14 protein-coding genes are annotated in these 12,628 nt (G+C 65.4%); 1 reads left to right on the top strand and 13 read right to left on the bottom strand.

Annotation, left to right across the window (positions count from 1 at the left end; all coding sequences use genetic code 11):
* Window positions 1-155: 155 nt before the first annotated feature.
* From GA0061099_RS00880 to GA0061099_RS00850, 7 genes are all read right to left on the bottom strand, one after another.
* Window positions 156-803: a pyroglutamyl-peptidase I gene (locus GA0061099_RS00880; RefSeq protein WP_074447492.1), complete on the bottom strand. Its 648-nt coding sequence runs from the start codon at window positions 801-803 to the stop codon at window positions 156-158.
* Window positions 800-1,786, bottom strand: coding sequence for a methylmalonyl Co-A mutase-associated GTPase MeaB (gene meaB, locus GA0061099_RS00875; RefSeq protein ID WP_036023142.1), 987 nt, complete (start codon window positions 1,784-1,786; stop codon window positions 800-802). Before meaB ends, GA0061099_RS00880 begins: the two co-directional genes overlap by 4 nt.
* A gap of 27 nt (window positions 1,787-1,813) precedes the next feature.
* Window positions 1,814-2,155, bottom strand: coding sequence for a HepT-like ribonuclease domain-containing protein (locus GA0061099_RS00870; RefSeq protein WP_074447491.1), 342 nt, complete (start codon window positions 2,153-2,155; stop codon window positions 1,814-1,816).
* On the bottom strand, window positions 2,156-2,470 hold the full coding sequence (locus GA0061099_RS00865; RefSeq protein WP_036023146.1) for a nucleotidyltransferase family protein: 315 nt from the start codon (window positions 2,468-2,470) through the stop codon (window positions 2,156-2,158).
* Window positions 2,471-2,564: 94 nt separating this feature from the next.
* On the bottom strand, window positions 2,565-4,076 hold the full coding sequence (locus GA0061099_RS00860; protein WP_036023147.1) for a tripartite tricarboxylate transporter permease: 1,512 nt from the start codon (window positions 4,074-4,076) through the stop codon (window positions 2,565-2,567).
* 3 nt (window positions 4,077-4,079) lie between these two features.
* On the bottom strand, window positions 4,080-4,571 hold the full coding sequence (locus GA0061099_RS00855; protein ID WP_074447490.1) for a tripartite tricarboxylate transporter TctB family protein: 492 nt from the start codon (window positions 4,569-4,571) through the stop codon (window positions 4,080-4,082).
* A 140-nt stretch (window positions 4,572-4,711) separates the two neighbouring features.
* Window positions 4,712-5,704 carry a tripartite tricarboxylate transporter substrate binding protein gene (locus tag GA0061099_RS00850; protein WP_074447489.1) on the bottom strand — a complete coding sequence of 331 codons (993 nt, stop codon included), beginning with the start codon at window positions 5,702-5,704 and terminating at the stop codon, window positions 4,712-4,714.
* A 217-nt stretch (window positions 5,705-5,921) separates the two neighbouring features.
* Between GA0061099_RS00850 and GA0061099_RS00845 the strand changes: the two genes are divergently transcribed.
* Entirely contained in the window at window positions 5,922-6,401 is a 480-nt protein-coding gene (locus GA0061099_RS00845) for an SRPBCC family protein (protein WP_036023151.1), read from the top strand.
* Window positions 6,402-6,408: 7 nt separating this feature from the next.
* On the opposite strand, the gene GA0061099_RS00840 is transcribed toward GA0061099_RS00845, so the two are convergent.
* The 6 genes from GA0061099_RS00840 to folK all read right to left on the bottom strand — a co-directional run bounded on the left by GA0061099_RS00840 (window position 6,409) and on the right by folK (window position 12,628).
* Window positions 6,409-7,179 carry an RsiV family protein gene (locus GA0061099_RS00840; RefSeq protein WP_085972059.1) on the bottom strand — a complete coding sequence of 257 codons (771 nt, stop codon included), beginning with the start codon at window positions 7,177-7,179 and terminating at the stop codon, window positions 6,409-6,411.
* Window positions 7,180-7,210: 31 nt separating this feature from the next.
* Window positions 7,211-7,507, bottom strand: a complete 297-nt coding sequence (locus tag GA0061099_RS00835; RefSeq protein WP_074447488.1) for a nucleotidyltransferase family protein — start codon at window positions 7,505-7,507, stop codon at window positions 7,211-7,213.
* A gap of 35 nt (window positions 7,508-7,542) precedes the next feature.
* The gene (gene scpA, locus GA0061099_RS00830; RefSeq protein ID WP_036023153.1) at window positions 7,543-9,699 is read right to left on the bottom strand and encodes a methylmalonyl-CoA mutase; all 2,157 of its coding nucleotides are present in this window, start codon (window positions 9,697-9,699) and stop codon (window positions 7,543-7,545) included.
* 23 nt (window positions 9,700-9,722) lie between these two features.
* A complete protein-coding gene (locus tag GA0061099_RS00825; protein WP_057027174.1) occupies window positions 9,723-10,187 on the bottom strand; it encodes a GFA family protein in 465 nt (154 codons plus the stop codon).
* The gene (locus GA0061099_RS00820) at window positions 10,184-12,055 is read right to left on the bottom strand and encodes a methylmalonyl-CoA mutase family protein (RefSeq protein WP_036023157.1); all 1,872 of its coding nucleotides are present in this window, start codon (window positions 12,053-12,055) and stop codon (window positions 10,184-10,186) included. Before GA0061099_RS00820 ends, GA0061099_RS00825 begins: the two co-directional genes overlap by 4 nt.
* 81 nt (window positions 12,056-12,136) lie before the next feature.
* Entirely contained in the window at window positions 12,137-12,628 is a 492-nt protein-coding gene (folK, locus tag GA0061099_RS00815; protein ID WP_036023159.1) for a 2-amino-4-hydroxy-6-hydroxymethyldihydropteridine diphosphokinase, read from the bottom strand.

Raw genomic sequence — 12,628 nt, 5'->3', positions numbered from 1 at the left:
CAGGGCGAGGACCGTGAGGATTGTTCGCGGTAGGGTTAAATGTTTACGCAAAAGACGGTGCGTAGGGTGGGTTAGCCGTAGGCGCAACCCACCATGTCACCGCGAGTGTGGAACCGTTGATGGAGATGAGGTGGATTACGCTTCGCTAATCCACCCTACGAAGCGCGCGCCTTGCGCGCCAACTGCACCATCTCCATCAGCATCGCTTCCCCCGCATCCACCAGCTCCTCCAGCGTGATGCGGGCTGCGCCCTTGCGGCGCACGCCGCCGCTGCGCGCGAGCAGGGGAATGTGGATGAACGCCGCAAGCCTGGGTCCGCCCGCCTTCACGCGCTCGATCGCGCGCCAGCTTAAGTAGTTGCAGAGATAGGCGCCGGCGTCGCGCGAGGGACGCGCGTCGATGCCGGTGAGGCGCGCGGCGCGCAGCAGCCTTGCGGTGTGCGGGCCGAACATCATCGCGTCGGCATGGCCGGCGATGCCGCGCTTGGTCGAGCGGGTGTTGGCGGCGTCGGGCCAGAGCATGGTGACGGCGTTGCGCGCCCGCGTCTCGATGCGCAGGTAAGGCGTGCGGGCGGCGAGGCCGAACATCAGCAGCGCGTCGGGCTTTTGCGCGGCGAGCACGTCGGGCAGTTGGCGGTCAACCGCGGCATAGGTGACCGGAAAAATGTGGCTCGAGAGCACGACATCGTCGAGCGCGGGCCGGCGCAACTGCGCCAGCCGCGCCACCAGCGGCTGGGTCGGATTATGGGGCGCGCCGGGAAACGGACCGAAGCCGGTGAGGAGAATGCGGAGCTTGTCGCTCATTGCAGCAACTCCAGCATCTGCTCGGCGGCGAGCCCCGGCGTGAGATGGCCATCGGCGACCTCGGCCTCGATCTTGCGAACCTTGCTCCGCACCGAGGCCTCGCTGCGCAGCCGCGCCAGCATGCGCTGCTCCAGCATCGACCACATCCACTTCACCTGCTGCTCGCGCCGCCGCGCGGCGAAATCGCCGGAGGCGTTCATCGCCTTGCGGTGATCCAGAACCTTCTGCCAGATCTTTGCGATGCCGTCGCCGGTCAGCGCCGAATAGGTCTCTACCGGCGGATGCCAATGCTCGGACCGCGGCGCCAGAATATGCAGCGCGCCGCGATAATCGGCCGCGGTGATCTTGGCGCGCTTCAAATTGTCGCCGTCGGCCTTGTTAATCGCGATCATGTCGGCGAGCTCGACCAGGCCCTTTTTGATGCCCTGCAGCTCGTCGCCGCCGCCCGGCAGCATCAGGGCAAGGAAGAAGTCGGTCATGTCGCAGACGGCGGTCTCGGACTGACCGATGCCGACCGTTTCCACCAGCACGACGCCGAAGCCGGCGGCCTCGCACAGCAGCATCGCCTCGCGCGTCTTCGCCGCGACACCGCCGAGCGTGCCCGAGGACGGCGAGGGACGGATGAAGGCTGCATCGGAAGCTGACAGCCGCGCCATCCGCGTTTTGTCACCGAGGATCGAGCCGCCGCTGCGCGCCGAGGACGGATCGACCGCGAGCACCGCGACCTTGTGGCCCTGCTCGATCAGATACGTACCCAGCGCATCGATCGTGGTCGACTTGCCGACGCCCGGCGATCCCGTGATGCCGACGCGAAACGCCTTGCCGGTGTCCGGCAGCAGCATCTGTACCAGCTCCCGCGCCAGCGCCTGATGGTCGGCGCGCCGGCTCTCCACCAGCGTGATCGCCCGGGCGAGGGCCGCACGACTGCCGGCGCGAAGGTCACGGGCGAGGGATTTGATGTCGGTGGATTTGGGACTGGTCATCGTTGCTTATGGGCGTGCGAGTCCACGTCAACTGGACGGTCGCATGCGCCCTTCGACGAAAGATTTCATTGGAAAGAGATGATCTTGAACGATCGCCCATACAATCCCAACATCCGTTGCATGATAGGCGTGGCGCAAACGATTCCCGAAATTCACCATTGCTTGCCAATCTATGCTCGACGCATCTTTCTTCATCTCGTCGGGCAACCGCCGTGCGGCCTCGCAAATGACTTCCAAATAGCGTTCAGTGGCCATACGGCTGGTCTTGTCGGCGGTGAAGCGCGCGAAGTCATAGCCCGCAAGCAACGCCTCGATCTCGACAATGGCTTCGAGAATGTCTCGCAACCGGTCCTCGACGGTGGGCCGCATTCAGAACACCTCGACCAAATCGTCGGCGATGCGTTCCGCCATGCGGGGCTTTAGTAAGTTTCGCATCGATATTTGAGTTTCGAGGCCGATGTGATCCTCGATCAGTTTCACAGCCTTGAAGTAATCGAAACGTGGCTCTTCCCCATGCGCAGTCGTCTCTACCAAAACATCGAGGTCGCTGTCGGGGCGCGCGTCGCCGCGCGCTCGGGACCCAAACACGGACAGGTGATTGATGCCCGCAGCCCTCAAGGCGGGAGCAAGCTCTCGGAGCTTCCCGACAATCGTCTGGAGTGGAATTTCTGCGACCTCAGTCATGGCCGGACATTAGCACAGGGCGAGGGCCCGGCCCAGCGATAGCGGGCCTGCTCGGCCTGCACCGGCGGGGCAGGCGAGGGCCGCCCGTTCGATATCACCGGGTCGTAGCCGCGGCGGTCTGCGGCTGTTTCACCTTGCGCCAGATCCACACCATGACCGGCCAGAGCAGCGCGCCGATCGCCATCGCGGCGAGGATGGCCGCGACCGGACGCTCGAAGAACGGCAAGATGCTGCCGTCCGACTTGATCAGCGAGGTGACGAAGGCCTGCTCCACCATGGTGCCCATGACGATGCCGAGCACCATGGCGGCGACGGGATAGCCGTTCGTCTCCATGACATAGCCGATCACGCCGAAGGCGGCGACGGTGACGACGCCGAACATGTTGTTGCCGATCGCGAACGAGCCAACCGCGCAGCACAGCATGATGATCGGCATGATCGCCGAGCGCGGTGCCAGCAGGATGTAGGTGGCGACGCGGATCATCGCGATGCCGAGCGGGATCATCAAGATATTCGCGATGATGAACATCAGGTAGATCGCATACATGCTCGACGCCTTCTCGGTGAACAGCGTCGGGCCGGGATTGAGGCCCTTCATGTAGAGCACGCCGATCGCGATCGCGGCGATGGTGTCGCCGGGGATGCCGAACAGCAGCGAAGGCACCCAGCCGGAGGCGATGCTGGCATTGTTGCTGGCGCCGGCCTCGACCAGGCCCTCGACATGGCCGGTGCCGAACTTTTCCGGCTCCTTGGAGAAACGCTTCGACATCGCATAGGAGACCCAGGCGGCCATGTCGGCGCCGGCGCCGGGCAGCACGCCGATGATGATGCCGACGATGTTCCCGCGCGTCATCTGCCAGCGATAGAGCTTGGTCAGCTTCCATTGGCCGGCCATGATGCTTCCGAATTTGCGCCGCGGCAGCGGCGGCGGTTCGGGCGTCAGCATCGCGCGCATCACCTGCGCCACCGCGAACACGCCAACGAGGGCCGGGATCGGCTCGATGCCGCCGAACAGGTCCGTAAGCCCAAAGGTGAAGCGCGGGATGCCGCCGGGATTCTCGATGCCGATGCAGGCGACGAGCAGGCCGATGAACATGCCAGCGATCGCCTTCACGGGCGAGGAACGCGCCACCAAGGTGGCGCACATCAGGCCGAGCAGCGCCAACCAGAAATATTCGAAGGTCGAGAACGACAGCGCGATTTCGGCCAGCGGCGGCGCCAGGATCATCAGCGACAGCACGCCGGCGATGCCGCCGACCGCGGAGAACCAGACGCCGGCCCCTAGCGCGAGCTCGGCCTGGCCCTTGCGCGTCATGGCGTAGGCTTCATCCGCGTAAGCCGCGGATGCGGGCGTGCCCGGAATACGCAGCAGCGCGCCGGGAATATCGCCGGAGAAGATCGCCATCGAGGAGGCCGCGACGATGGTCGCGATCGCCGCGATCGGTGACAGATAGAAGGTGACGGGGACGAGCAGGGCGGTCGCCATCGTCGCCGACAGGCCCGGCAGCGAGCCGATCACCAGCCCGTACACGGAGGCTGCGAACATGGAGATGATGACCTCCCAGGTGGAGATCAGCGCGAACGCATCAATCAGGGTCTTCAACATCGATCACCAGGGCGTCGGCAGCAGGCCAACCGGCAGCGGCACGCGGAGCAGCTTGCCGAAGATGAGATGAATGGCGAACGGCGAGAGCACCGCGAGCGGCAGCGCCAGCTTCCATTTCGCCCCGAGCGCGGTCGAGGTCACGTAGACCATGATCGCCGCGGTGATGACGAATCCGAGCCGGTCGGCGGCAAGAACGTAGAACAGCAGCAGCGCCGGCGGCAGCAGCGCGCGCAGGCCGTAGAGCTTGCCCTGCGGTGGCGGGGCAGCCGCCTGGCCGTCCTCGAACGGGACCAGCTCTTCCTCCTCCTCGAAGGAGCGCCCGATGCCGAACACGATCGCGAGCCCGCACAGTGCAAGGCCGCAGCCGATCACCAGCGGAAATACATTGGGGCCGACCGGCTGCCCCGGCACCGGCGGCAGAATGTAGCCGCCGTAGGCGGCAGCCGCGCCGAGCGCGACGAGAAACGATCCCGTGACGGAGTCGGGAAGACGCATAGGGGAGTCCTACAGGAGGTGCGCTCCCTCTCCCCGCTTGCGGGGAGAGGGTTGGGGTGAGGGGAAGTCTCCGCGGGGGAGGTGAGAGATGGACTCGCGGAGAGTTCCTCGCACCCCGATCACGGCGTCGCAGGTGCGGATCACGCCTTGCTCAGGCCCGCGGCCTTCATCGCCTGGCCCATCTGGGCGTCGCCCTTGTCCATGAAGCCCGCGAAATGGGCCGCATCGCCCCACACGGTGCCGAAGCCGCGATTGCTCATGAAGTCCTTGAACTCGGCGGAGTCGTAGACCTTCTTCAGTGCCGCAGTGAGCTTGGTTGCGATCTCCGGCGGCAGATTTTTCGGCCCCGCAATGCCGCGCCAGGCGCCGGTTGCGTAGTCGATGCCCATGGCCTCCTTCAGCGTCGGCACGTCCTTGAACACCGGATTGCGCGCGGGCGCCATGATGGCAAGGCTCCTGGCCTTGCCGGCCTCGATGATGGCGCGCGCTTCCGGCACCGAGCAGGTGGTGAGGTCGACACCGCCGGCCGCGAGATCCTGCATTGCGGGTGCCGCGCCATTCGACGGCACCCAGGCGACCTGGTTGGCGGGCAGGCCCATCGCCTGCATCCAGCCGACGAGCGCGAGATGCCAGATGCCGCCCTGGCCGGTGCCGGAGGCCTTGAACTTCCCCGGAGGCGCCGCCTTGATCGCATCGGCGAGCTCCTTGACCGTCTTGTAGGGCGAGGAGGAGGAGACCTGGATGCCGGGCGGATCCTCGTTCATCAGCGCCAGCGGCGTGTAGCTCTTCGGCGTCAGGTCGGTGAGGCCCTGCCAGTGCATCATCGAGATTTCGACGGTCAGCATGCCGATGGTGTAGCCGTCGGGCTGCGCGGTCGCGATCGCGCTATGGCCGACCACGCCGGAGCCGCCGGTGCGGTTGACCACGTTGAAGGGCTGGCCGAGGTCTTTCTCCAGCAGCGCTGCGACGATGCGCGCGGTGGCATCGGTGCCGCCGCCGGCGCCCCAGGGCACGATCACGGTGACGGGCCGCGCCGGATAGGCTTGTGCGAGCGCGGGCCTGAAGCCGAAAGCGGCGGAGGCCGCGAGAGCGGCGGTGGAAGCCGCAAAGCTGCGGCGCGAAATCTTGGACATTGAATGCCTCCCAGCGGCGCCCGTGATGTCAGGCGCTCTTGTCAACTCCGGCATTCTAGTCGGCTTTACGTCGCCGCCGCAAGGTAGCGCTACCAACTGGAATCGCCATGTTGTGTGGAAGCAGACGGCCCGTCGAATGGGCGGTCGGAAATCGGGTGGGTTTTGTCCGCGCGCCTAGCCAACCTGTGCGCGCAACGAAACCAAAGGCAAGCCACCGATGACCCAAGCCTATTACAGCGCCGTGCTGGACCACCCGCTCGACGACGTCTGGTCCCTGATCCGCGATTTCAACAACTACCCCGCTTATATCGACGGCGTGAGCGAGAGCGAGATCGAAGACAACAGGCGCGGCGATGAAGTCGGCGCCGTCAGGCGCTTCTGCTATCTCGGAAACTGGATCCGCCAGCGCCTGGTCGATCACTCGGACCTGCAGCACAGCCTGACCTATGCCGGTCTCGAAGCGATACCCTATCCGCAAGACGACGCTAGCCCGAGTCCGGCGCCGACGCGATACCAAGGCACCATGCATCTGCGGCCGATCATCGAAGGCGACCGCACCTTCATCGAATGGTCGGTTGCGCTCGAAACTGAACCTGCGGACGCCGAGCGCTGGAAAGCGCTGTTTGCCTCCTGGATTCCCGATTGGACGGATTCCCTCGCGCGGACATTGGCCCGGACCCGTTTGCGATCCCGTTAGCCTCAGCTCACGGCTCGTCCGCGTCGCCCTTGGGCCGCGCGCCGCCGAAGATGCGGGCGCCCTCCGATGTGAGGTAAGGCTTCAGCGTCTCCCACGGCACGAAGGCGACATACTCGCCCTCAGCGTAGGGGCCGACGGCATAGGGCGGATAGTGGAAGTTGAGGCCGGAACTCCTGCCGGCCTCGGTGGAGGGCGCGAGCGTCACCGCGCCGATCTTGAGGAGGCGCGGCTCCACGGACTTGAACCACTCGTCGGTCGCGGTCTCTCCGGCGCCGCGCTTCTTCTTCTCGTCCGTCAGCGAAGCGATGATGGCCTTCACCATCGCCTTCATGGTGGGGCCGCCATCGGCGGTCTCGGTGAAGAATGGACGGATCGAGATGCGCTTGTTGGCGGCCTTGTCCCACAGGATCGTGTTCACGTCCGAATTAGGATGGGCGCCGCGTGTGTTCATGTAGTCGTTGCGCAGGACGCTGACATAGCGGTCGGCAACCACGGAGCGGATTTCATATTTGCGCTCGAACTCCCAGCCGCCCTCCTTGAAGAACTGCGGGTCCGCTTTGCGCGCGGCAGCGGCTTCCGCGGCATTCTTGTCGAGCCACGTCTTGCCCTCCGCGAGGCAGTCCGCCGCCAGCGCCGCATCCGCCTTGATCCTGTCGCCGAGGAAGACGCGCGCTTCGATGCTCTTGGTCTTGACGATCGCATCGGGTTTGGGATCGGCGGCGTGGTCGGAAAACGCACATGTTGCGCTCAGCGCCAGGGCGACGCTCAAACCGGCGATGAACTTCAAGGTTAGTGCTCCTGCGTGAGCGTCAGAATATTTCGACAATATCGTCTGCGATCCGCTCCGCAAAGCGGGGAGAGATGGAGCGGCGAACAGTTGCCTGTGCTTGCAAGCCGGTCGCATCCTCGATGATGTGCTCGACATCGATCAAGTTGCGCAGGGAAAACGAGGTGCCCGGCTCAATCTCGACGAGCACGTCGATATCGCTATCAGGCCGATAATCGTTGCCGGCTCGCGAGCCGAAGATGGCAAGCTTTGCTACGCCCTTGCCTCTGATGGCATCCGCGTTCTTGCGTATCGCAGCGACGATTTCGTCACGCGTCATGGACACACCTGGCCGTCACACGGCCAGTCTATCATCTACTCCGCCGCCTCGCTATGCCCCAGCCGGGCGTTCAGCTTGCGGATCAGCTCCTCGGCGGCGTCCGCGATCACCGTGCCGGGCGGGAAGATCGCCTCGGCGCCGGCGGCATAGAGCGCATCGTAATCCTGCGGCGGCACCACGCCGCCGACGATGATCATGATGTCGTCGCGGCCCTGCTTCTTCAGTGCGGCTTTCAGCTCCGGCACAGCGGTCAGATGGGCGGCGGCCAGCGAGGAGACGCCGAGAATGTGCACGTCATTCTCGACCGCCTGCCGCGCGGCTTCGTCGGCGGTGGCAAACAGCGGCCCGATGTCGACGTCGAAGCCGATATCGGCGAACGCCGAGGCGATCACCTTCTGGCCGCGGTCATGGCCGTCCTGGCCGATCTTGGCGACCAGGATGCGCGGGCGGCGGCCCTCGGCCTCCTCGAAGGCGTCGATCAGCGCCTGAACCTTTTCGACCTGGGTGCCCATGCTGGACGCCTCCCGCTTATAGACGCCGGTGATGGATTTGATCTCGGCGCGATGTCGGCCGAACACTTTCTCCATTGCGTCAGAAATTTCGCCAACGGTCGCCTTGGCGCGGGCCGCATCGATCGCGAGCGCCAGCAGATTGCCGTTGCCTTCGCCGGCCGAGCGCGTCAGCGCGGCGAGGGCGGCATCGACCTCCTGCTGGTTGCGCTCGGCTTTCAGTCGCTTGAGCTTGTCGATCTGAAGCCGGCGCACATTGGTGTTGTCGACCTTCAGGATCTCGATTTTGTCCTCGTCGGTCGGCTTGTACTTGTTGACGCCGATCACCGCCTGCTTGCCGGCGTCGATCCGCGCCTGCGTTTTGGCTGAGGCCTCCTCGATGCGCAGCTTCGGCACGCCGGCCTCGATCGCCTTCGCCATGCCGCCGAGCTCCTCGATCTCCTGGATATGGCCCCAGGCCTTGGCGGCGAGGTCGCGCGTAAGCCGCTCCACATAATACGAGCCGCCCCAGGGATCGATGATGCGGGTGGTGCCGCTCTCCTGCTGCAGGAACAGCTGGGTGTTGCGGGCGATGCGCGCCGAGAAATCGGTCGGCAGCGCCAGCGCTTCGTCGAGCGCGTTGGTGTGCAGCGATTGGGTGTGGCCTTGGGTGGCCGCCATCGCCTCGACCGTGGTGCGCATCACGTTGTTGAAGACGTCCTGCGCGGTCAGCGACCAGCCGGAGGTCTGGCTGTGCGTGCGCAGCGACAGCGAGCGCGAGTCTTTCGGGTTGAATGGCTTGAGCAGCTTCGCCCAAAGCAGGCGCGCCGCGCGCAGCTTGGCAACCTCCATGAAGAAGTTCATGCCGATCGCCCAGAAGAACGACAGCCGCGGCGCGAAGCGGTCGACGTCGAGCCCCGCGGCAAGGCCGGCGCGCAAATATTCGACGCCGTCAGCCAGCGTATAGGCGAGCTCGAGATCCTGCGTCGCACCGGCCTCCTGCATGTGATAGCCGGAGATCGAGATCGAATTGTACTTCGGCATCTTTTGAGAGGTGTAGGCGAAGATGTCCGAGATGATCCGCATCGAGGGCGCCGGCGGATAGATGTAGGTGTTGCGCACCATGAACTCTTTCAGAATGTCGTTCTGAATGGTGCCCGACAGCTTCTCCGGCGGCACGCCCTGTTCCTCGGCGGCGGCGACATAGAGCGCGAGGATCGGCAGCACCGCGCCGTTCATGGTCATGGACACGCTCATCTGGTCGAGCGGAATCCCTGCAAACAGCGTGCGCATGTCGTAGATGGAATCGATGGCAACGCCGGCCATGCCGACATCGCCGCCGACGCGCGGATGATCCGAGTCATAGCCGCGATGGGTGGCAAGATCGAATGCGACCGAGAGGCCCTTTTGCCCCGCCGCGAGATTGCGGCGATAGAACGCGTTGGAATCCTCCGCCGTGGAGAAGCCGGCATATTGCCTGACCGTCCAGGGCTGGTTGACATACATGGTCGGGTAGGGGCCGCGCAGATACGGCGCGATGCCCGGATAGGTCTCGAGGAAATCGAGCCCGGCCAGATCAGCCTCGCCATAAGCGGGCTTCACCAGGATGCCCTCCGGTGTCAACCACGGCTCGGCGCTGCCAGTGGGCGCGGCGGTTGCGGTCCGCTCGAAGGCGACGTCGGCGAAATTCGGAATGCGGCTCATGGCTTCAACCATTTCATAAGCGCTCAATCATGATCCGGATGCTGATGGCTGACGATGGTCGCCATCTTCTCCGGTCCGTAGTTCTGTTGCGTGGTCTGGCTCGGCAGATTGGCGATGCCGACCACCCAGCCGAGGCGGGATTCGATGCCGAACTGCCGCGTCGGCACGACCCGGTCAGGGCGATCGAAGGTACCGGTCATGATCTCGATGCGATCGCCGTCGATGCGGCCGAAGCTCAGCGGCGTGCCGCAGGCGGCGCAATAGCCGCGATCGGCGATCGAGGAGGAGCGGAAGAACGACGGCTTGCCCTTGGTCCAGGCGAAATCGGTCTTGTTGATGTCGGCCAAAGAGGCGAACGGCGCGCCGCTCGCCTTCTGGCACATCCGGCAGTGGCAGATCGAAATCCTGGTCGGCGCCGTCATGACCGCAAATCGCACGGCGCCGCATTGGCAGCCGCCGGTGAGAACGGGTTTGCTGGTGTCGGTCATCGCTGTTCCATCCGTCGGTAGGCGTCCTGCAGTGCCGCAAGCGCATCGCCTCCGGCGAAGACAAAGCCCGTGACGCCGGCGGCTCGCAGCGCCGCCTCGGCCTCGGCCGGCCGGCCCGCCAGGTAGATATGTCGTCCGCCGGCCAATTGCAGGGCCTTTGCCGCGGCTTCGGCGTGTTCCGCATAGACCTTGTCGCTGGAACACAGACAGGCCAGCTCGGCGCCGGAGGCCTTGAAGGCCGCAGCCAGCTTGGCCGGATCGGCAAAGCCCTCGCTGCCTGTGGCCTCAATGCCGCCCGCCTCGAAGAAGCTCTTCGCGAACGTCGCGCGCGCGGTGAAATCGGCGGGCGTGCCGAGATTGGCCAGGAACACCTTTGGCCGTGCGCCCCGAGCCTTCAAACTCGCGTCGGATTTGTCGCGCAGAGCCTCGAACGGTTCCGCGAGACGGATCGGAGGCAGCGCCTCGAACTTGTAGGTCTCTCCGCCGTAGGGCGGAAGCGCGATCGGCGCTGCCTTCAGGACAGTGGCTTCGCTCTCGTGCAGGTTCGGAAACTCGCTGGCGCCGGTCAGTATGTCCCGGCGCTTCGCGATATTGGCCTCGCGCGCCTTGCGCGTGGCCGCGACCTTGCTTTGGAACACACCCTGCTGAAGCGCCGCGAACGCGCCACCGGCGCTCTCGCTCTCCTGGAACAGGGCCCACGCGGCATCGCACAGCTGCGCCGTCAGCGTCTCGATGCCGCCAGCCCCCGCCGCGGGATCGCTGACCTTGGCGAGGTTGCATTCTTCCAGCAGCAGAAGCTGCGTGTTACGCGCCACGCGCCGCGCGAACGGATCGGGCAGGCCGAGCGCCAGCGTATGCGGCAGCACGGTGATGGCGTTGGCACCGGCCAGTCCCGCGGCAAACGCCGCCATGGTCGCGCGCAGCATGTTCACGTAGGGATCGCGTTGCGTCAGCATGCGCCAGGCGGTATCGGCCGCGATGAACAGCGGTTTCGGCGTCAGCCCGCAAGCGGTCTCGATGCGCGCCCATAGCAGCCGCAGGGCGCGGAACTTGGCCATGGTCAGGAATTGGTCGGCATCGGCGGCGAGCCGCGCATAGACCATGTCCTGCGCGGCTTTCAGCGGAATGCCCGCGCCTTCGATCGCGCGCAGGTAAGCGACGCCGCAGGCAAGCACGAAAGCGAGCTCCTGCACCTCCGAGCCGCCGGCATCATGGATCACGCGGCCGTCGGCGGAGGCGAACGGCCTCCTGAAGCCGAGCCCGGCGAGTCCCTTGATGGCGCCCGTAATCGCGGGGGCAATTTCGTCCCAGGTATAGGGGCTGTGGCCCCACACCGCGCCCGCCGCGAGCGGATCGAGCCCGAAGCGGATGTTGCAGGTGCCGGGATCGAGGCCGTTGCTCTTCACATATTCCGCGACATGGATCGCGGCCATCCGCGATTGCGGTCCGATCTCGAGCTCGATGCCGATGCCGGCGTCGAGGTGAATGTCTTTCAGGATCTTTGCCACCGCCTCGGCCGACGGTTCCAGGCCGAAACCGCGCGCGCCATTGGCGCCGGCGAACACCAGCGCGAGCCCGGTCGCACCGTTCTCCAGATCCTGCAGTGCCTGCGCATTCGCGATCCCCGCATCGGGATGGTCGATCCGCTGCACGACCTGCCACGGTGCGGCCGGCGGCCGGCCCATCACCGGCGCAACGCCCTTCGCGCGCGGATAGAGCGGTTCGATCTTGATGCCGTCATAGGTCTTGCCGACCAGCTTCTCGAACGGCGCGCCCTTCAGCACGCCGTCGACCAGCTTGCGCCAGTCCTCACGCGTGGCCTTGGGAAAATCCGCCGCCAGCGGCAGGTCGTCAGTCACGGAGGTCATGCGGCGCGGGGCTCCCGAACGTCTTGTTATTCGCAGGCGAAATTGCCATGGCGGACCGTTCCTGCAAACGGTTGTTTTTGGTTAACCGGTATCCGGAAGCCGCTCAATGCCTTGCGCCGAGACGCTGGCGAGCCCGTCACGCACACGAATGCCCGAGATCACGCGGTCAGATGCGATTTCGGCCAGCGGCACCAGCACGAAGGCGCGCTCGAACAGGCGCGGATGCGGCAGCGTCAGGTCGGGCTTCTGCAAGGAGACGTCGTCATAGGCGATCATGTCGAGATCGAGCGTGCGCGGGCCCCAGCGCCGCCCTTTGGTTCGCGCGCGGCCGAACTTCTGCTCGACTTTCTGCAGCACGAACAATAGCGCATGCGGATCGAGGCTGGTCTCGATCTCGATGCAGGCATTGATGAAGGGATCCTGGTCCTCGTCGCCCCAGGGCGGGGTCGTATAGTCGGACGAGCGCGCGATCAGCGCCGCCTGTGCCATGCCGCAGATATGAGCGATCGCCTTCTTGAACGTCGCGCGGACATCGCCGACATTGCCGCCGAGTGCGATCAGCACGCTCGCCAT

This window comes from Bradyrhizobium yuanmingense (assembly GCF_900094575.1).
GTDB classification, from domain to species: Bacteria; Pseudomonadota; Alphaproteobacteria; order Rhizobiales; family Xanthobacteraceae; genus Bradyrhizobium; species Bradyrhizobium yuanmingense.
Note: the sequence above shows the minus strand (reverse complement) of the source record. Positions and strands in the feature narration are given on the sequence as shown.

What these genes read in the sequence shown, in the direction of transcription:
- GA0061099_RS00880 (WP_074447492.1), bottom strand. Translation starts at nt 803, where the DNA reads ATGAGCGACAAGCTCCGCATTCTCCTCACCGGCTTCGGTCCGTTTCCC.
- meaB (WP_036023142.1), bottom strand. Translation starts at nt 1,786, where the DNA reads ATGACCAGTCCCAAATCCACCGACATCAAATCCCTCGCCCGTGACCTT.
- GA0061099_RS00870 (WP_074447491.1), bottom strand. Translation starts at nt 2,155, where the DNA reads ATGCGGCCCACCGTCGAGGACCGGTTGCGAGACATTCTCGAAGCCATT.
- GA0061099_RS00865 (WP_036023146.1), bottom strand. Translation starts at nt 2,470, where the DNA reads ATGACTGAGGTCGCAGAAATTCCACTCCAGACGATTGTCGGGAAGCTC.
- GA0061099_RS00860 (WP_036023147.1), bottom strand. Translation starts at nt 4,076, where the DNA reads ATGTTGAAGACCCTGATTGATGCGTTCGCGCTGATCTCCACCTGGGAG.
- GA0061099_RS00855 (WP_074447490.1), bottom strand. Translation starts at nt 4,571, where the DNA reads ATGCGTCTTCCCGACTCCGTCACGGGATCGTTTCTCGTCGCGCTCGGC.
- GA0061099_RS00850 (WP_074447489.1), bottom strand. Translation starts at nt 5,704, where the DNA reads ATGTCCAAGATTTCGCGCCGCAGCTTTGCGGCTTCCACCGCCGCTCTC.
- GA0061099_RS00845 (WP_036023151.1), top strand. Translation starts at nt 5,922, where the DNA reads ATGACCCAAGCCTATTACAGCGCCGTGCTGGACCACCCGCTCGACGAC.
- GA0061099_RS00835 (WP_074447488.1), bottom strand. Translation starts at nt 7,507, where the DNA reads ATGACGCGTGACGAAATCGTCGCTGCGATACGCAAGAACGCGGATGCC.
- scpA (WP_036023153.1), bottom strand. Translation starts at nt 9,699, where the DNA reads ATGAGCCGCATTCCGAATTTCGCCGACGTCGCCTTCGAGCGGACCGCA.
- GA0061099_RS00825 (WP_057027174.1), bottom strand. Translation starts at nt 10,187, where the DNA reads ATGACCGACACCAGCAAACCCGTTCTCACCGGCGGCTGCCAATGCGGC.
- GA0061099_RS00820 (WP_036023157.1), bottom strand. Translation starts at nt 12,055, where the DNA reads ATGACCTCCGTGACTGACGACCTGCCGCTGGCGGCGGATTTTCCCAAG.
- folK (WP_036023159.1), bottom strand. Translation starts at nt 12,628, where the DNA reads ATGGCGAGCGTGCTGATCGCACTCGGCGGCAATGTCGGCGATGTCCGC.